This is a genomic window from Aminithiophilus ramosus (assembly GCF_018069705.1).
Classification (GTDB): Bacteria; Synergistota; Synergistia; order Synergistales; family Aminithiophilaceae; genus Aminithiophilus; species Aminithiophilus ramosus.
Map to the genome: position 1 here is coordinate 1,625,179 of NZ_CP072943.1, position 18,891 is coordinate 1,644,069.

17 protein-coding genes are annotated in these 18,891 nt (G+C 64.0%); all 17 read right to left on the minus strand.

Annotation, left to right across the window (positions count from 1 at the left end; genetic code table 11):
* The 17 genes from def to efp all read right to left on the minus strand — a co-directional run bounded on the left by def (position 1) and on the right by efp (position 18,825).
* A complete protein-coding gene (gene def / locus KAR29_RS07465; RefSeq protein WP_274372384.1) occupies positions 1-489 on the minus strand; it encodes a peptide deformylase in 489 nt (162 codons plus the stop codon).
* A gap of 95 nt (positions 490-584) precedes the next feature.
* Positions 585-2,084 carry a S1 RNA-binding domain-containing protein gene (locus KAR29_RS07470; RefSeq protein WP_274372385.1) on the minus strand — a complete coding sequence of 500 codons (1,500 nt, stop codon included), beginning with the start codon at positions 2,082-2,084 and terminating at the stop codon, positions 585-587.
* On the minus strand, positions 2,084-2,944 hold the full coding sequence (gene ispH, locus KAR29_RS07475; RefSeq protein WP_274372386.1) for a 4-hydroxy-3-methylbut-2-enyl diphosphate reductase: 861 nt from the start codon (positions 2,942-2,944) through the stop codon (positions 2,084-2,086). The genes KAR29_RS07470 and ispH overlap by 1 nt, the downstream gene beginning before the upstream one ends.
* On the minus strand, positions 2,941-3,897 hold the full coding sequence (gene miaA, locus KAR29_RS07480; protein ID WP_274372387.1) for a tRNA (adenosine(37)-N6)-dimethylallyltransferase MiaA: 957 nt from the start codon (positions 3,895-3,897) through the stop codon (positions 2,941-2,943). The genes ispH and miaA overlap by 4 nt, the downstream gene beginning before the upstream one ends.
* A gap of 4 nt (positions 3,898-3,901) precedes the next feature.
* Positions 3,902-5,659, minus strand: a complete 1,758-nt coding sequence (gene mutL / locus KAR29_RS07485; protein ID WP_274372388.1) for a DNA mismatch repair endonuclease MutL — start codon at positions 5,657-5,659, stop codon at positions 3,902-3,904.
* The gene (mutS, locus tag KAR29_RS07490) at positions 5,656-8,223 is read right to left on the minus strand and encodes a DNA mismatch repair protein MutS (RefSeq protein ID WP_274372389.1); all 2,568 of its coding nucleotides are present in this window, start codon (positions 8,221-8,223) and stop codon (positions 5,656-5,658) included. Before mutS ends, mutL begins: the two co-directional genes overlap by 4 nt.
* Positions 8,220-8,642 carry a Holliday junction resolvase RuvX gene (ruvX, locus tag KAR29_RS07495; protein ID WP_274372390.1) on the minus strand — a complete coding sequence of 141 codons (423 nt, stop codon included), beginning with the start codon at positions 8,640-8,642 and terminating at the stop codon, positions 8,220-8,222. Before ruvX ends, mutS begins: the two co-directional genes overlap by 4 nt.
* A gap of 4 nt (positions 8,643-8,646) precedes the next feature.
* A complete protein-coding gene (gene alaS, locus KAR29_RS07500) occupies positions 8,647-11,298 on the minus strand; it encodes an alanine--tRNA ligase (RefSeq protein WP_274372391.1) in 2,652 nt (883 codons plus the stop codon).
* Positions 11,299-11,468: 170 nt separating this feature from the next.
* On the minus strand, positions 11,469-12,761 hold the full coding sequence (locus tag KAR29_RS07505; protein ID WP_274372392.1) for an amidohydrolase: 1,293 nt from the start codon (positions 12,759-12,761) through the stop codon (positions 11,469-11,471).
* Entirely contained in the window at positions 12,758-13,999 is a 1,242-nt protein-coding gene (locus KAR29_RS07510) for an adenosylhomocysteinase (protein ID WP_274372393.1), read from the minus strand. Before KAR29_RS07510 ends, KAR29_RS07505 begins: the two co-directional genes overlap by 4 nt.
* Positions 14,000-14,004: 5 nt before the next feature.
* Positions 14,005-15,027: an S-methyl-5-thioribose-1-phosphate isomerase gene (gene mtnA, locus KAR29_RS07515; protein ID WP_274372394.1), complete on the minus strand. Its 1,023-nt coding sequence runs from the start codon at positions 15,025-15,027 to the stop codon at positions 14,005-14,007.
* A 2-nt stretch (positions 15,028-15,029) separates the two neighbouring features.
* Complete coding sequence (xseA, locus tag KAR29_RS07520; protein WP_274372395.1) at positions 15,030-16,271, minus strand: exodeoxyribonuclease VII large subunit; 1,242 nt, start codon at positions 16,269-16,271, stop codon at positions 15,030-15,032.
* Complete coding sequence (gene nusB, locus KAR29_RS07525; RefSeq protein WP_311135578.1) at positions 16,252-16,716, minus strand: transcription antitermination factor NusB; 465 nt, start codon at positions 16,714-16,716, stop codon at positions 16,252-16,254. The genes xseA and nusB overlap by 20 nt, the downstream gene beginning before the upstream one ends.
* A 4-nt stretch (positions 16,717-16,720) precedes the next feature.
* Positions 16,721-17,191 (minus strand): hypothetical protein, encoded by a 471-nt coding sequence (locus KAR29_RS07530; RefSeq protein WP_274372396.1) that lies wholly within the window; start codon positions 17,189-17,191, stop codon positions 16,721-16,723.
* Positions 17,192-17,259: 68 nt separating this feature from the next.
* Positions 17,260-17,790, minus strand: coding sequence for an Asp23/Gls24 family envelope stress response protein (locus KAR29_RS07535; protein ID WP_274372397.1), 531 nt, complete (start codon positions 17,788-17,790; stop codon positions 17,260-17,262).
* Between the two features lie 41 nt (positions 17,791-17,831).
* Positions 17,832-18,248: a CD1247 N-terminal domain-containing protein gene (locus KAR29_RS07540; RefSeq protein WP_274372398.1), complete on the minus strand. Its 417-nt coding sequence runs from the start codon at positions 18,246-18,248 to the stop codon at positions 17,832-17,834.
* Positions 18,249-18,252: 4 nt separating this feature from the next.
* Entirely contained in the window at positions 18,253-18,825 is a 573-nt protein-coding gene (gene efp, locus KAR29_RS07545) for an elongation factor P (protein ID WP_274372399.1), read from the minus strand.
* Between the last annotated feature and the right edge of the window lie 66 nt (positions 18,826-18,891).

Here is an 18,891-nt window from a genome sequence, read left to right on the forward strand (position 1 = left end):
TCAGGCCTCCTGAAGGCGTCGAAATTTCTTTTTGGCGAAGGTCCGTCGAAGAGGAGTGAGGTGGTCGATGAGCAGGACACCGTTGAGGTGATCTATCTCGTGGGCAAAGGCCCGGGCCAGAAGGCCTTTGGCTTCGATCACCTGGCGACCGCCCTTCTCGTCCAGGGCCTCTACGGTGATCGTTTCGGGGCGCAGGACTTTCTCGAAAAGACCGGGGAAGCTCAGACAGCCCTCCTCGTCGGATTGACTGCCCGAGGCGGCGGTAATGCGGGGGTTGACGAGCACATACTCGCGTCCCTCGTAGGCGACGACGGCGACGGACCGGTTGACGCCGATCTGAGGCGCCGCCAGGCCCAATCCGTCGTAGGCGTACATGAGAGCCTTCATTTCCTCGACGAAAGAACGGAAGGCCTCATCGAAAAGAGAAATCTCCTCGTTGGCCTCGCGCAGGACAGGGTCGGGATAGATCCTCAGTTTGTTTTCGGACAAGAGGGACCCTCCTTACCGAAAGAGAAGGTGAAGCGACGAAAAGGGCCGCGGCCCTGGATGGCAGCCACGGCCCTCGCTCTGTGCAGGGGGAAGTTCTAGCGGTTGGCGTCCTTCCACAGATCGCCCAAGGTGACGTTCATCTCTTCCTGGGCAAACTCGGGCGTGCGGGAGCGATCCGACTCGTGACGACGGCGACGGGGCTGGTCGTCGTTCTGCGGCCGACGCGATTCCCTCTCTCCCTCCTCGGGAGGCTGGAGGGCACTGAGACTCAGGCGGATACGGCGCCCCTCGGCATTGACTTCGAGAATGCGGGCCGTGACCTCCTCGCCTTCGTGGAGAACCTCCTGAGGGCTCTCGACGCGACGGCGGCTGAGCTGGGAGATGTGGATGAGCCCCTCGACACCCTCCTCAAGCTGGACGAAGGCACCGAAATCGGCGAGACGGACGACCTTGACGGGCACGTCCTGATTGGCCTGGTAGCGGGAGTCGATGTCGCGCCAGGGATCGTTGAGCTGCTTGTAGCCCAGGCTGATCCGCTTGCGCTCGGTGTCGATGTCCAGCACCTGGACCTCGACCTCCTGTCCCTTCTTGAAGAACTCGCGGGGATGCTTGATGCGGGACCAGCTGATGTCGCCGATGTGGACGAGGCCCTCGACGCCCGGCTCGATCTCGACGAAGGCGCCGAAATCGGTCATGTTCGTCACGGCACCCTTGGCGACGTCACCGCTCTTCCAGCGTTCCTGGACGGTGAGCCACGGATCGTCGAGGGTCTGCTTCATGCTCAGGGAAATGCGGTTGCTCTCCTGGTCGATGCCGATGACCTTGACGGTGACCGTGTCTCCCTTGGCGACGATCTCCTTGGGCTTGGCGTTGCGCTGCCAGGAAAGCTCCGAGATGTGGACCAGCCCCTCCAGGGCGCCGAGATTGACGAAGACGCCGAAGGAGGTGATGCTGCTGACCGTCCCCTCGAGAACGTCGCCCTCGTTGACCGTCTCGTAGAAGTTGCCTCTCTTGGAGACCATTTCCTCTTCGAGGACGGTTCTGCGGGAGAGGACGAGACGGCGCTTGCGGCGGTCCTTCTCGATGAGACGGACCTCGACGTCCTCTTCGACGAAGCGGCCGGGATTGACGCCGCGGCCCTCTTCGGCGAGGTGAGAGATGGGAACGAAACCCTCGATGCCGAAACAGTCGACGATGAGGCCACCCTTGACCTTGCGCAGGCCCCGGACGGTGAAGGTCTCGTTCTCGGCCGTAGCCTCTTCGAGGCGACTCCAGCGCTCGTCGAACTCGGAGCGCCAGCGGCTCACCACAAGCTGGGCCTCCTCGCCCTGGCCGACGTTGATGACCTGGACGCGGATCGTATCGCCCACTTCGGGTTCGGCCACCTCTTCCACGAGGACCCGATGGGTCCACTCACGGCGCGGCAGGAATCCCTCGCACTTGTAGCCCACGTCCACGAGCCAGCCGTCTTCGTTGGCCTCGACGACCTTGCCCTCGACCACGTTACCGCGGCGGATCTCCTGGACGGGCTCCTCCTGAAGGAGTTCCTCCATGCTCATGCTCTCCATAGGCATATCTTTCATTTCTTCCGACATTAATTTCCTTCCCCCTTGGCGACCTGCGGAATGGCAAGCGTTGTTATCAGTTTCTGTATGAGCCAATCAGGTGTGCTGGCACCTGCGGCTACTCCGATTTGGAGCTTTCCCTCCAACCACCTCCAGTCCAATTCTTCGGATTTTTCTATCCAGAGGGTAGGCGCACCCTGGGATCGCGAAATCTCGACGAGTTTGCGCGTGTTGGCGCTGTTCTTCCCGCCGATGACAATAATACCATCAACTTGCCGCGCAAGCTGCCTGACGGAATTCTGCCTTTCCGCCGTGGCATTGCAGATCGTGTTGAAGACCTTCAACTCCGAGACCTTGAGGCTCAACGCGGCGACGACATCGGAGAAGACCTCCGCCCTCTGCGTCGTCTGCGAGAGGACCCCCGCACGAAGCCCCGATCCGGAAAGGTCGCCGATCTCCTCGGCCGAACCGACGACGCGGACATCGCCGCCGAGCCTGGCCGTGATGCCCTGAACCTCGGGATGATCCCGGTCGCCGACGAGGAAGACCCTATAGCCCTCCGATTCGAGAAGACTGGCACGTTCCTGGGCCCGGCGGACGAAAGGGCATGTGCCGTCGACGACGCGGGCCGACCGGCGGCGGAGCTCCTCGACGATGCCGGGGCCCACGCCGTGGGCCCGCACGAAGGCGACGCCGCCCTCGGGAACTTCCTCCGCCTTTTCGACGACGATAAGCCCCTCTCCCGCCAGGCGGGCCACCTCCTGGGGGTTGTGGATGGGGCTTCCCAGGGCGTAGACCGTGCCGTGCTCGGCCAAGGCGGCTTCCAGAGCTTCAATAGCGCGGCGAACACCAAAACAGAGCCCCGTCGGATCAGCAGGAAGAAGCTTCACGACGAAGACCCCACGTCGAGGTGACGGCGGCAGATTCCGATGACTTCCTCAAGTAATCTCTCCTGGTCGACACGCGATCTATCATACCACAGAGCCGGTTCAAACTTGCGGAACCAGGTCATCTGCCGACGGGCAAAGGCCTTTGTGGAACGTATATCGCCTTCGATGGCTTCGTCGAGGGATATCGTGCCCCGCAGGTGAGCGGCGATTTCCCGATAGCCGAAACCCTGCATCGAGGGGAAACGCTCGTCGAAGCCCCTTTCGAGAAGCCATCGGACTTCATCGACATAACCCGCCCGAAACTGTTCCCGGACGCGGAGATCGATCCTGCGGACCAGTTCCTCTCGGGGGCAGGTCAGGCCGATGTAGAGAGGATCGAAAGGCGATTTCAGGCGGGAACGCTCCCGAAAGAGGGTTGACGGGGCCCGTCCCGTCAGTTCCAGCAGTTCGAGGGCGCGCAGAACCCGACGCAGATCGTTGGGATGAAGTTCGGCGGCCCTTTGAGGATCGGCAAGGGTCAGGCGATCATAGAGGCTCTTTTTCCCCTTCAGCCGTGCCTCCTCCTCCAGCCTTGTCCGAAGGGCCTCATCGGAGGGGAGATCGTCGGAAAGGAGGGAGCCGAAAAGGGCCCGGTAATAGAACATCGTCCCTCCCACGAAAAGAGGGGTGCGGCCTCTACGACGAAGGCGCCTTACGGCCTCCTCCGCCAGGCGGCGGAAATCGGCGGCCGTAAAGATTTCGTCGGGGTCGACGACGTCGATCAGGTGATGGATGATCGCCCGCCGCGTCGCCTTGTCCGCTTTGTCCGTGCCGATATCCATGTAGCGGTAGACCTGACGGGAGTCGACGGAAATCACCTCGGCGCCGAGACTGCGGGCCAGGGCGAGGCTGAAGGATGTCTTCCCCACAGCCGTCGGACCGATAAGACATAGGACGCGGGCCTTTTCTTCCATGACATCACTCCCTTCCGAAATGGCGCCCCATCTGCCGCGCCGAAAGGGTCAGCGTCGTCGGTCGACCATGGGGACAGGCCCAGGGACGACGGCAGCGGAATAGGTCGTCCCAGAGGGCCTCCGCCTCCAGGGGTTCGAGAACCGTCGTCAGTTTCACCGAGGCCTTGCAGGCCAAGGTGGCCCAGCGACGCCAGACGGACCAGAAGCGTTCCTCCTCGCGGGGCTCCTCCAGGGAGGCGACCGTTCCCCGCAGGAGCTCTTCGGGGCCGAGCCCCGCGAGATCGGGAAGAGCCGGAAGGGCGGCCAGGGCCAGCCCTCCTTCCCCTCGTTCGAAACGGAAGCCCAGCGTCTCGAGAGCCTCCAGAAAGGGCTCGACGCGCTGAGCCAGGGTAGGCGCCAGGGGTAGCGTCATCGTCAGAGGTTGAATCTCTCCGGCTCCGAGTCCGCGCTCGGAGAATCGCTCGAAATGGATTCTCTCGTGCGAGGCATGGGGATCGACGAGGAAGAGGTCGCCGTCGACTTCGAAGAGGAGGTATCCCGACTGAAGTTGCCCGAGGTAGCGGCGCTCTCCGGTCGGTGCGACGTCTTCCTCCCCCGCAGACGGGACGGGCGACTCCCCGAAAGACTCTCGCGGAGGTGTCGGCGACGACGGCGTGGACAGCGCGTCGCATCCCGTCGAGGACGCCGGGGTAGGAGCCGTCGCAAGAAAAGGGAGGAGGCGAGGTTGGGCGACGCGACTGAAAAGGGATTCCCCTCCCCTCTCCTGCGCCCCGGGAGGCCCTTTCCTGTCGAGGGAAAAGCTCTGAGGACGTTCGAGAAAGGCCATGGCCAGGCGGCGCAGGACCTCGAAGACGGGGCCGCTTTTGCGGAAACGCACCTCCGTCTTGGCCGGGTGGATGTTGACATCGACCTCGTCGAGAGGCGTCTCGAGAAAGACGAGCCACTGGCCCGAAATATCCCCTCCCGGCGAGGCCAATGCCGCCCGGAAAAGCCCCTCCTGGACGCGCCGCCGGTTGACGAAGGCCGTCACGTCGGATTTGCCCCGCCCCGGCGCCGGCTGCCACCACCCGAGGGCATGGAAGGATTCGACGGAGACGTCGAGGTGGCGCAGAGGGGGGTCGTCTCCCCAAAGAGACCGGAGAAGGGCCGCCACGTCTCCGTCGCCGGGGGAGAGGAAGACTGTCCGCCCCTCGGACTGGACGAGGAAGGCCCTATCGGCATAGGCCAGCGCATAGGCCTGGACGAGGGAGAGAATCCGCCGCAATTCGGCGGAGGCGCTTTTGAGGAACTTACGCCGCGCCGGCAAGTTGAAGAAAAGATCGTCGACCTGGACGCGCGTTCCCCGAGGCAGGTCCAAAGGGGCGTGAAGGAGAGGCTGGCCCCCTTCGACCCGGAGAACCCCTCCCCTTGCGTCATCGACGGAACGACTGCGGATCTCGAAGCGGCTCACGGCAGCCAGGCTGGGCAGGGCCTCGCCCCGAAAGCCCAGAGTGGCGATGGCCTCCATGTCCTCGAGAGAGGAGAGCTTGCTTGTGGCATGGCGCTCCAACGCCAGGGGAAGATCGTCGAAGGCGATCCCCCTGCCGTCGTCCTCGACGACGAGGGAGCTCTTCCCCCCCTGAGAGAGAAAAATCGAAATCCGCCGGGAATCGGCGTCCAGCGCGTTTTCGAGAAGTTCCTTGACGACGGAGACGGGTCGTTCGACGACCTCTCCGGCGGCGATCCTCATGGCCACATCGTGAGGAAGCCTCTCGATTCTCATCGCGAGGACCTCACCTCCCGACAGCGTCGACGCAGCTCGTAGAGCTTCTCCATAGCCTGAAGAGGCGTCAGGCCATCGGGGTCCAGGGCGGCGATCTCCTCGACGAGCCCGTCGGCGGCGACGGTAAAGAGAGAGAGTTGTCCTGGCGGGGTCGCCTCTTCCCGTCTGGGAATCAGGAGTTCCTCTCCCTCGAAAAGGTCGAGGAGTTCCTGGGCCCGTGCGATGACGCTTTTGGGCAGTCCGGCAAGACGGGCCACCTCGATGCCGTAGGAGCGATCGGCGGGACGGGCGACGACCTGATGGAGGAAGACAATTCCCTCCCCCCCCTCCTCGACGGCCATGCTCCAGTTGACCACTTCGGGATAGCGGTCGGCCAGCTGCGTCAGTTCGTGGAAGTGGGTGGCGAAGAGGACTTTCGGGCGCTTTTCCGTCTGGACGAGGTATTCCAGAACGGCCCAGGCGATGCTCATGCCGTCGTAAGTCGACGTCCCCCGGCCGATCTCGTCGAGAACGACAAGGCTCCTGTCGGTGACGTTGTGTAGGATGTCGGCCGTCTCGACCATCTCGACCATAAAGGTGCTCCTTCCCCGAGCCAGCTCGTCGCGGGCACCGATACGGGTGAAGATCCGATCGACCACGCCGAGGCGGGCCCTTTCGGCGGGGAGGAAACTTCCCATCTGGGCCAGGATCATCAGAAGGGCGGCCATGCGGAGGTAGGTCGACTTTCCTGCCATATTGGGTCCTGTCAGCAGGACGATGCGCTCGCCGAAACTGTCGAGGATCACGTCGTTGGCCGTGAAAGGGATCTCGGCAAGAGCCCGCTCGACGACGGGATGGCGTCCTTTGACGATCTCCAGCCCGTAGCCGTCGTGAATCTCGGGACAGACCCACCGTCCCTCCCAGGCGATTTCGGCCAGCGCGGCCTCGAAGTCGAGGCGGGCCAAAGCCTCTCCCAAAAGCTGAAGGGAACGCCCCTCGGCGAGGATATCGACGAGCAGCCGACCGTAAAGGCTCTCTTCGAGGCGGGCGATTTCCGCACCGGCCCGGGCCATCTCCTCCTCGAAACGTTTCAGCTCGTCGGTGATGAAACGCTCGGCGCCGACGAGCGTCTGCTTGCGGACATAGTCATCGGGAATCCTGTCGAGGTGGACCTTGCTCACCTCGATGTAGTAGCCGAAGACCCTGTTGTAGCCCACCTTGAGGCTTTTGATGCCCGTCCTCTCCCGTTCGGAGGCGGCCAGAGCCTCGAGGCCCGCATCGCCCTCCCGGGAGAGGGTTCTCCACCTGTCGAGTTCGTCGTCGAAGCCGTCGCGGATGACGCCGCCGTCGCGCAGAAAGCGCGGCGGATCCTCGGCGAGAGCCGTCGAAAGCCTCTCTTTAAGGCCGTCGAGATCGGGGACTTCCGACGTCAGCTCCTCGAGCGAAGTCCCCTGACAGAGCGAGACCAGCTCGGGCCAGAGGAGGAGGGTCTCCCTCAGAGCTCCCGCGTCGCGGGGCGACCCGACGCGCAGGCTCAGGCGTCCCAAAGAGCGTTCGACGTCGCGACAGCGCGAGAGCAGTTCCTGAAGGCGGACCCGGAGAGGGTGATCGCCGACGAGAGCTCCGATGTGTTCCTGCCGTTGACCGATGGCCGCCGTGTCTTTCAGCGGATTGAGGATGGCCTGGCGGAGGAATCGCCTGCCCGAAGCCGTACGGCAGCGATTGAGCGTCGAAAAAAGCGTGGGTCCCTCGCCGTCGACCAGCTCCAGGTTGAGCTGTGTCGTCGCGTCGAGATGGAGGAAGGCCTGGCGCAACAGAGGGCTGAGGCGATTGACGTGAAGGGCCGCCCCGAACTGGGTCTCCTCCAGATAGCGCAGGGTCGCCGCGGCAGGGCCTGTCGCCCGCTCCCCGTCTTCGATTCCGAAGGCGCGGAGACTGGCCACCCCCAGACGACGACAGAGCCAGCGCTCGCCGGAGACGACGTCGAACTCCTCGCGAGCTCTCTCCTGGAAACGGCCGGGAGCCACGTCGGGAAGGGCTCGGAGGGCTTTTTCTCGGCTTCCTGCCGGAACGAGCAGTTCCTTCGGGGCAAAGGCGGCCACCCGTCCCCGGGCCTCGTCGAGAGGAAGGGTGACGGCCTCGAAACACCCCGTGGCGGGCTGGAGGAAGGCCAGACTGATCCACTCGCCGTCGACGACAAGGCCGGCCAGCCCCCCGTCGGAGCCGCTCTCCTCCGGGACATAGGTGCCGGGCGTCACGATCCGGACGACGCTCCTTTCGACAAGGGTCTTGCCGTCGGGCTCGGTGATCTGGTCGCAGAGGGCCACTTTATAGCCGGCCTGAATGAGGCGCGCCAAATACCCCTCGGCGGCGTGGTGGGGGACGCCGGCCATGGGGATCTGTCTCTCCCCGTCGCGGGCCGTCAGGGTGATGTCAAGGACGGACGAGGCGACACGGGCATCGTCGAAAAAGAGCTCGAAAAAATCACCCATGCGAAAGAAGAGCAGGCAGTCGGGATAGCGGTCTTTCCACTGGACGTACTGTCGGAGCATGGGCGTCATCTTGACGCCCTCGGGGAGTCTCACTGCCCCGCTCCTCTGAGGCCGTCGAGATATCCCTGAAGGAGGACGGCCGCCGCCGTCTGATCGATCTTCCCTCTGCGTTTTTTGCGGGAGAGATCGGCTTCGAGAAGAACCCTCTCGGCGATGACCGTCGTGAAGCGCTCGTCGTAAAAGACGATCTCCAGGCCGGGGCGGCGTTCGGCCAGGACTTCCATCTTGCGGCGCACCCGCAGGGCTTCCGGCCCCTCCTCCCCTCCGGTTCTCAGGGGAAGGCCGACGACGACGACGGAGACCCCCCATTTGTCGATCAGCGCCGCCGTCTCGCCGACCCAGTCGCCCGAGGCCTTGAGAAGGGCGATCCCCTGGGCGAAATGGCCCAGAGGATCGCTGAGGGCGACGCCGATCCGTACCGACCCGATGTCGAGCCCCAGGTAACGGATCATGCGATCAGAGTCCCAATTGTCGGCGGAGAATGGCCACGGACTCCCTCAAAAGAGGTTCGACGTTGGAGCCTGGGGCCACCGTCGTCTTCACACCGGCCTGAGCCAGATTGGGCCGGCCGCCGCCGCTGCCGCCGAGGGAAGCCGCCAGCTCTTTGATGAATTTTCCTGCGTGAGCTCCGGCCTTGACGGCCGCCTCGTCGGCCATGGCGACGAGGCGAAGGTCATCGCCGCTGCGACTGGCCAGCAGAAGGAGCGAGGAGGAAACCCGCGATTTCATGGCGTCGCCGACCTGACGCAGGAGATCCACGTCGAGATCGGAGAAAAGGGCCGTCACGAGGGAGACGGGGCCGATGGCAACCTTGCTGGCAAGGAACTTGTCGAGATCGGCCAGAGAGGCCTTCAGGGTAGCGGCCTCAAGGTCCTTGCGAAGTCGGCGCAGCTCCTCCTGAAGCTCGACGACTTTGGCCTCCGCCCCGTCGAAATCGCTGGCGAGACGCTCGGCCAGGGCCGCGGCCCGAAGGGACTGACGCTGGAAGAGCTCCAGCGAGGCCAGGCCTGCCACGGCCGTGATGCGTCGGAGCCCCGATCCGATCCCCTCTTCCCGGACGATTTTGAAAAGGCCGATGTCGCCCGTGCCGTCGACGTGGACGCCGCCGCAAAGTTCCGTGCTGTAGCCGGGAATCTGCACGACGCGGACGACGTCGCCGTATTTCTCGTCGAAAAGGGCCTTGGCCCCCATGGCACGGGCCGACTCCATATCGGTAAGAGTCACCCGCAGGGGAACGTTGCGGAGGACCTCGCCGTTGACGATACGCTCCACCTCGGCGACCTGTTCCTCCGTCATCGCCTCGAAGTGAGTGAAATCGAAACGCAGGGCCTCGGGGCGGACGAGAGATCCGGCCTGGCGGACATGATCGCCCAGGACGCGGCAAAGGGCCTCGTGAAGGAGATGAGTCGCCGTATGATGGCGCCTGATGGCCCAGCGGCGCTCCTCGTCGACGACGGCTTTCACCACCGCCCCCTTGACGAGAATGCCCTGGGAGACGACGACGCGGTGAACGATCAACTTTCCCGCCCCGTAGGCCGTGTCGAGAACCTGGGCCCGCAGGGAGGGGGACTCGAACCGTCCCCGGTCGCCGACGGGGCCGCCTCCTTCGGCGTAGAAGGGCGTCCTGTCGAGGACGACGAGAACCTCCTGGTCGACGTCGGCCTCGTCGATTTCGACGCCGTCGCGGACCAGGGCCAGAACCCGGGCCTCCTCGGAATCGGAGACATAACCCGCGAAGATCGTCTCGCCGAAACGCCGGAGAAGGTCATCGTAGACGCCGCCCGTCACGACGGCCTGGGCCACCTTGCTCGCGGCCCGGGCCCGTTCCCTCTGAGCCGCCATCTGAATTTTGAAGCCCTCGACGTCGACGGCGACACCCTCTTCCAGGCAGACCTCCTCCGTCAGCTCCAGGGGAAAGCCGAAGGTATCGTAAAGGTCGAAGGCAACCTGGCCGGAAAGGGAGGACGCTCCCTCTTCCTTGAGGGCATCGATCTCGCTTTCGAGCAGGTTGAGCCCCTGGTCGAGGGTGCGACCGAATTTGCGCTCCTCGAGACCGATAACCTGTTCGATCGTGGATCGATTGTCCGTCAGTTCCCGGTAGGGATCGGCCATCAGGTCGTAGAGGACGGGCAAAAGACGGAGAAGGAAAGGCTCCTCGATGCCGATGAGACGGCCGTAGCGGACGGCACGGCGAAGAAGACGGCGCAGGACATAACCCTGTCCCTCGTTGGAGGGGAGAATCCCGTCGGCGATCATGAAGGCCACGGCCCTCAGATGATCGGAAATGACGCGCACGGCCATATCGCCCCGGGCCGAGGCGCCGTAGTCGATCCCCGCCAGGGAGCAGGCGCCGTCGATGAGGGGACGGAAGAGATCGGTCTCGAAGTCGGTCCGCACCCGCTGCACCACCGAGGTGAGCCGCTCCAGTCCCATGCCCGTGTCGATATTCGTCTTGGGCAGGGGAAGGAGGCGTCCGTCCTCCTGACGATCGTACTGGGTGAAGACAAGATTCCAGATCTCCAGGTAGCGGTCGCAGCTGCAGCCGGGAGCGCAGTCGGGCGAAGTGCAGGCGAACTCCGGCCCCTGGTCGTAGAGGATCTCCGAACAGGGACCGCAGGGACCGGTGGGGCCCATGAACCAGAAATTCTCGTCCTCGCCGAAGCGGATGATCCGCTCTTCGGGAAGACCCACGTTGATCCACTGATCGTGGGCCTCTTCGTCGTCCCGGTAAATGGTGACGTAGAGACGTTCAGGTTCGAGGCCGACCCACTCCGTGAGGAACTCCCAGGCCCAGGGAATGGCCTCGGCCTTGAAGTAGTCCCCCCAGCTGAAATTTCCCAGCATCTCGAAAAAGGTGTGATGGCGCGCCGTCCGCCCCACGTTGTCGATGTCGTTGGTGCGAACGCACTTCTGCGACGTCGCGACCCGTGTCGACTCGGGCGTGCGCAGTCCCAGATAGTAGAGTTTGAAGGGCACCATCCCGGCGATGGTGAAAAGCAGCGTGGGATCGTCGGGAATGAGAGAGAAACTCGCCAAGCGGCGGCTCCCCTTGGATTCGAAGAAATTCAGGAACAGCTCCCGAAGCTCCGATCCCGTTCTGTACTGCATGGTTCCACTCCCCTTTATCTGAATATAGACAAAACATCGTACGACATCGAGGCTCGCGGGTCGGCGGAAAAGACGAAGCAGAAAGACTCGGAACGTCCCTCGCGCCGGCGGGCGCCGAACCGAGCCCGCCGGCGCGAGGAGCTTCTCTCCTCAGCGATCCGGCGGAAGGTTCAGCTCAGAAGAGATCTGCGGCAGCGAAGGGCCTCGGAACGGATCCTTTCCTCGTCGCAGGAGAAGGACCCCTCGCGGTAGAGCCACTTTCCCTGGACGAGCGTGGCGACGACGTCGGCCGACGATCCGGCGTAAAGGAGGAACAGGGGGAGATTTTCCCTGTCCCAACCTGTATAGTGCGGTCGATCGAGATCGACGAGGGTGAAATCGGCCTGCCATCCCCTGCGGATAAACCCCACGTCGTCGAAGCCAAGGGCCCGGGCCCCCTCCACGGTGGCCATCGACAGGACCTGACGGGCCGTCAGAACCGTCGGATCGAGGAGAGAGACTTTGGCCAGAAGGGAGGCCGAGCGCATCTCCTGCCAGAGGTCGAGACGGTTGTTGCTGGCGGCACCGTCCGTTCCGAGGGCAACGTGAACGCCTGCGGCACGCAGAGCCGTCACGGGGGCGATGCCGCTGCCGAGTTTCATGTTGCTGCTGGGATTGTGGATGACCGTCACGTTATCCCTGGCCAAGGCCCCGAAATCGACCTCGTCGATCCAGACTCCGTGGGCCAGCAGGAGGCGAGGCACCTCGAGAAGGCCCGTCTCCTCCAGAAGTTCCATGGGCTCCCGCTTCAGTTCCGTGCGGAAATAATCCCGCTCCCAGGCCGTCTCGAGCCAATGAAGGTGAAGCCCCAGACCGCGCTCCTTCGCCAGGGCACCCAGCCTCGTCAACGTCACAGGGTCGACCGTATAGGGGGCGTGAGGGCCGATCTGGACGGAGAAACGCCCCTCCCGACCGTGCCAGACGTCGGCCAGGGCGAGGGCTTCGGCCAGCTTGGCCTCGTCGCCGCCGATGAGCCCGCGACAGAGACCGCAGCGCATTCCCGAAACTTCAGCGGCGCGGGCCACATCGTCCATGAAAAAGTACATGTCGCCGAAGGTCGTCGTCCCCGTGGAGGCCATCTCCAGAACGGCCAGCATCGTTCCCCAGTAGGCGGCGTCGCCGTCGAGACGGGCCTCGACGGGCCAGATGCGATCCTTGAGCCACTCCATGAGGGGCCTTTCCTCGCCGAGACCGCGCAGGAGAGTCATGGCACTGTGACTGTGGGCATTGACAAAGCCCGGGAGGAGAGCGATCCGCCCTCTGCCGTCGAAGACCTCGCCCGAGGCGAGCAGGTTGCCGGCCTCTTCGATCGCCGTGATCCGTCCGGCCTCGACGGCCACATCGGCCGCCCGGGCCTTCTCCATGGAGCCGTCGAGAAGGACGACATTCCTCAGAAGAAGCGCTCCCTTGCCTCGGTCCATCATTCACGCCACTCCTTCATATACCGTTCCTGCTGCGCCGTCAGACGCTCCAGGTCAAGCCCCCAGGCGTCGAGAGCGAGAAGGGCCACCTCTCTGTCGAGAGACTCCGGCAGGGGGTGGAGCCCCGGGGACAGAGACGTGTCTTTGATGTGGAGGGCCGCCAGAAGCTGGGCGGCGAAGCTGAGATCCATGATCTCCACGGGATGGCCGTCGCCTGCGGCGAGGTTGACGAGACGTCCCTCGGCGAGGAGATTGATCCGGCGACCGTCGGCCATTCGAAAGGTTTCGACGTTGACCTTATCTCGGGAAAGCTCCAGAGCCTGACTTCGGAGATCGGGAAGGGAGATTTCCACGTCGAAATGGCCGGCGTTGGCCAAGACGGCGTTGTCTTTCATCAGAGCCATGTGTTCGCCGCGGATGACGTCGCGATTGCCCGTGACGGTGACGAAAAAGTCGCCCGCCGCTGCGGCCTTGGTCATCGTCATGACCTGGAATCCGTCCATGTGGGCCTCGAGGGCTCGATGGGGATCGATCTCGACGACGACCACTTTGGCTCCCAGACCGGAAGCGCGCTTGGCCACGCCTTTGCCGCACCAGCCGTAACCGGCGACGACGAAGGTTTTGCCCGCGATGAGAAGGTTCGTCGTCCGCAGAATGCCGTCGAGGACGGACTGGCCCGTGCCGTAACGGTTGTCGAAGAGGTATTTGATGTAGGCGTCGTTGACGGCGATCATGGGAAAGGCCAGACCGTTCTCGGCGGCCATGGCCCGAAGCCGCTTGACTCCCGTCGTCGTCTCCTCGCTCCCCCCCAGGATGGAGGGAAGAAGTTCCCTGTACTCCTCGTGAAGGAGGGCGACGAGATCGCACCCGTCGTCGATGAGGATCGTCGGACGGTGACCGATGACGAGGTGGAGGTTTTCCCTGTACTCCTCGGTCGTCATGCCGTGGCGGCTGTAGACGTTGACGCCCCTCTCGACAAGGGCGGCACAGACATCGTCCTGAGTCGAAAGGGGGTTGCTTCCGGCCGCCACCACGGCGGCACCGAGCTCCCTCAGGGAAAGGAGGAGGCAGGCCGTCTTGGCCTCCAGATGAAGGCAGGCGGCGACGGTGATCCCTTCGAAGGGACGTTCGGAGCGGTGGCGGGCCTCCAGAAGGGAGAGCACCGTCATGCCCCGACGGGCCCAATCGATCTTGCCTCGCCCGGAGGGGGCGAGAGAGGTGTCGGCGATGCGATATTCCACGGCGATCAGACTCCTTTTTTCGGAAAGGCTTCCCCGGAAAGAGCCGCCCTCAGGGCCGATCCGAAAGGGGGGCGGAGGACGCCGGTTTCGGTGACGATGGCCGAGATGAGTTCGGCAGGCGTCACGTCGAAGGCGGGATTCCATACGGGGAATTCGACAGGGAGCAGGCGCTCCCCTCCGGCGAAACGAAGCTCCTCCCCATCGCGCTCCTCTATGGGGATGGCCTCGCCCGACAGCAGCGAGACGTCGACGGTGCTCAGGGGGGCGGCGACGTAGAAGGGGACGTTGTGGCGGGCGGCGACGAGGGCCAGGTTATAGGTGCCGATCTTGTTGGCCGTGTCTCCGTTGGCGGCGATCCTGTCGGCGCCGACGATGACGGCATCGACGGGGCGGCTTCGCATGAGGGCCCCCGACATGCCGTCGGCGATGACCGTCACATCGAAGCCGTCCTGGAGCAGCTCCCAGGCCGTCAGCAGGGAGCCCTGGAGGCGAGGCCGCGTCTCATCGGCGAAGACCGTGACGAGTTTCCCGGCCTCGACGGCGGCCCGGAGGATGCCGAGAGCCGTGCCGTAGCCCGCGGTGGCCAGAGCTCCGGCGTTACAGTGAGTCACGACGGTGGCCTTCCGAGGGAGCAGGGATTGGCCGTGACGCCCCAGGGACCGATTGGAGGCGATGTCCTCCTCGTGAATGGCCTTCGCCTCCGCAAGGAGGCGGGCAAAAGGATCGCCCTCTCCGGCGGAAGCCTTCTCCATTCGTGCCAGGGCCCAGAAGAGGTTGACGGCCGTGGGACGCGTGGCCCCAAGACGCGCCGAGGCCTCGGGAAGCGAACGCCTCTCCCTGGCGGCGAGAGCCATGCCGTAGGCTGCGGCGACGCCGATGGCCGGTGCCCCTCGGACCACCATGACCTCGATGGCCCGGGCCACCTCCTCGACGGTTCGGCAGAGGCACCGTTCGACGGCAAGAGGCAGGCGGCGCTGATCGAGAAGGGAAAGCCCCTCTTCGGTCCAAAGAAGCGGTTCGGGCAGCACGGTCACTCCTCCTTCTTCGGCAGGACAAGGGGGTCGAGCCTTTCCAGCCGGGCCTGGCCGCGGGCGTCGAGAAAACGAAGCTGCAGGACCATTCCCGGCGAGACGTCGCCCCCACGGGACAGAGGGCGCCCTTCATCATCGCTGCAGGCCACGAATCCCCGAGCGAGAGGAGCCAGAGGGGAGAGAACGTGAAGGTGAGCGCCGAGGGCGTCCAGGTCGCGCCGTCTCCCGTCGAGGGCCACGTCAAGGGCTCGATCGAGGCGGTTCGAGGCTTCGTCGAGGCGCTCCGAGAGGGGCTGGACGACGTTTCGCCGCAGGGCCATGACGGAGCGGCGGGAGAGATCGTCCGTCACGGAACGGGCCCTATCGAGACGACGTCCCGTGGCAGAACCGAGACGGGCTTCGATCTGGCGAAGCTCCCGCCCCAGGGCCAGACGATCGGGAAGAAGGCGTTCGGCGGCCGCCGACGGCGTCGGAGCCGAAGCGTCGGCGGCCAGATCGCAGAGGGTGCTGTCCACTTCGTGGCCCAACCCCGTCAGAAGAGGCAGAGGCACGGAACGGACGGCGCGGACGACCCGCTCGTCGTCGAAGGGGTTGAGATCGTCACGGCTTCCTCCGCCACGGACGAGAAGAAGGGCCTGAGCCCCTTCGACGGAGGCGGCCCGGGCAAGGGCCCTGATGATGGACGAGGGGGCATCGAGTCCCTGGACCAGACAGGGGGAAAGGAGGAGGGCGCATGAGGGGAAACGGCCTCGAGCCACCTTGATGACATCCTGAAAAGCCGCTCCTGTGGGGGAAGTGACGACGACGACCTTCTCCGGGAAAAGAGGCAGAGGACGCTTGTGGCGTTCGTCAAAAAGCCCCTCCTCGGAAAGACGCCGCTCCAGCTCGGCCTTGGCCCTGGCCTGAGCGCCCTCGCCGAGCGGGAGGAGGCGTCGGGCATAAAGCTGGTAGACGCCCCGATCGGGGTAGACGGCAAGGCGCCCCTCGACGAGGACCTCGTCGCCCGTCCGGGGCCAGGTGACGACGGAGACGGCATCGCTGCGGAAGAGAACGGCCGAAAGGCGGGAGCGGCTGCCGCCCAGAGAGAAATAGACATGACCGCTCGAATGACGTTTGAACTCGATCAGCTCGCCCCGGACCCGGAGCGAGGCCAGAACGGGATCGACGCGGAGAAGGCCGTCGATGCGGGATGTCACCTCATCGACGGAAAGGGCTCGGGAATCATTCGGTTTCGTCGGCACGGAGATCGGAGACTCCCTCCAGTTCCCGGACAATCCTGCCCAAAACGCCGTTGACGAAGCGCCCCGAATCCTCCGTTCCGAAGCGCTTGGCCAATTCGACGGCCTCGGAAATGGCCACGGCCACGGGCGTCAGTTTTTCGACGACACCTTCGTACAGGGCCATGCGCACCGCCGTCCTGTCGACGGCCACGAGACGCTCGGGCCGCCACCCCGTCAGGTAGGTGCGCAGCAGGTCGTCGATGTCGAAGCGCTTCTCCCAGACACCTCGAACAAGGCGGGAGGCATAATCGACGACATCGGTCTCCTCCTCCTCCAGGGGGAAGAGGGCCAAAGCCCCCTGAGGGCTCTGGTCGGGCCCCATATCGAGAGAATAGAGAATCTGAAGGGCGATTTCCCTTGATCTTCGTCTTCTCTGAGGCATCAGGGAACGTTCCAGGGAACTCACCTCCTCACTTCTGAAGCAGGGATCGGAGCAGATCTTTGCCGCGCGACGAGAGGAAAAGCCAGGAGACGCCGTAAAAAATCGCGGCGACGGCAAGGACGGTAAGCGTCGATGTGACGCCGAGGAGAACGACGGCCGTCGCGGCGGCTCCCGTGGCGGCCCAGCAGAGGGGGTTCCCCACGAAACGGCCACAGGCCGAAGAGGCTTGGGGCTCGGCCTCGACGACGGTCATCTCGGCCTGCAACCCCAGAGGAGCCAGCAGATCCTTCACGGACCGGGAAAGCGCCGCGAGCGCGTTCCCATCGACAGCCTCGTCGGAAGGAAGGGCCATGCGCACCTCCACCCTGTCCCGGTCCCGCAGAAGCGTCACGCCCTGACAGAGAACCGTCTTGGGAATGTTCTCCCTGACCAGATCCATCAGTGCCCTCTCGTCGATCCAAAGATCGCCTCTTTTGGAGGTCTTCCAGAGGAGATTCATGGCCTCACTCCTTAACGGCAAAGGCCGACCCACTGCGAGGCCGGCCTCATCGAAATCGACTCTGCAGCCTACTCCAGACCAGGCGACGCCGGTTCCGTCTCGCCTTCCTGAGATTCTTCCCGTTCAGGCTCATCGCGAACCGAGGAGACCTCTCCGGCCTCGGCCTCGACGGTCTTGGCCTGGCCGAAGAAGACTCCCTGGACAAAGACGTTGACGGCCTTGACGTGATAGCCCGTAAAGGCCTCGAGCTGATTCTTCACGACCTCCTGAACGTTCCAGGCCACGTCGGGAATGCGCAAGCCGTAACGGGTATTGACGAAGGTATCGACGCTGATTTCAGGCGGCGTTCCCTCCCCCAGGGAGATGCGCACGCCACCGCTGGGCTTCCGCCCCAGGCCGAGCTTGGCGCTGAAACCGGGAACGGCGGGCTGAACGCCCTCGACACCCTGCAGCGCCTTGATCGCCAGATGAGCGATGACGTCCTCGACGATACGGACCTCTCCCAGAGGCGTACTCTCCTCGGGCACAGGCTCCTCGAGAATGTTCTCTTCCTGTGACGTCTCTTCTTCCTGAAAAAGCTGTCCGTCCTTTTCTTCCACCGTGAGATCCCTCCTTCGTCCCGGGGCCGTCCTCCAGTCCTCTAGATCTCGAAGGACTCGCCGCAGCCGGGGCACTCAAGAGCTTCGTCGGGCTCAAGGGCCTCCGGCCGGCAATAGAAGGCCAACCCACAATGAGGACAGGAGACGGAGGCGAAGGGCCCTTCCTCGCCTGTCTCGTCAAGGAAATCGCCCTCTTCGTCCCCGGACTCGTCCGGAAGGAGGGTGCCGATACGACGTTCCATGGCCGTCATATCATCCTCGAGTTCGGAACAGTAATCGGCCACCTCTTCGATGGCCTCTCCCTGCTCCTCCACGAGGCGTCCCTGTTCCTCCATCTCGGCGGCCAAGGCATCGACGACATCGATCAGGGCCAGAAGGATCTTCTGCTCGTCCTCCTCCCGGGGGTTGAGTCCCGAGAGAAGTCCCTTCAGGTAGGCGATTCGTTCCTTCGCCTTCATGGGATCACTTCTTCGCCCGTTCGAGGTAGCTGGCCGAGCGGGTGTCGACGACAACGACCTCGCCTTCGTTGACGAACATGGGAACGTTGATGGAAAGTCCCGTCTCCAGCTTGGCCGGCTTGGTGGCACCCGAAACGGTGTCGCCCTTATAGCCGGGCTGCGTTTCGACGATCTTCAGCTCCACTCGGTCGGGGAGGTCGATCCCCATGATCTTTCCCTCGAAGAGATCGAGAGAGACTTCGAGATTGTCCTTCAGGTAGTTGACCGTATCTCCGAGCACCTCGGCAGAAAGGTAGATCTGGTCGTAAGACGCCAGATCCATGAAGACATAGCCGTCGCCCTCTTTATACAGATACTGGGCGGGCTTCTCGTCGAAGACGATCCGCTCGAAGCGCTCGCCGGAGCGGAAGGAATACTCGATGGTCGACCTCGTCTCCAAATTGCGCATCTTGGTCCGAACCGTGGCACCGCCCCGGCCCATCTTGTGGTGCATGAAGTTGACCACTTCCCACATGCCCTCTTGCCACTTGAACTTGAGGCCGGGGTAAAAATCGCTGGTATCGACAATCTGAGCCATCAATGAACCTCCTAGGACATGACGTTGCCGGAATTCGCACCCCTCCACCAAAGATACCTCATGTCG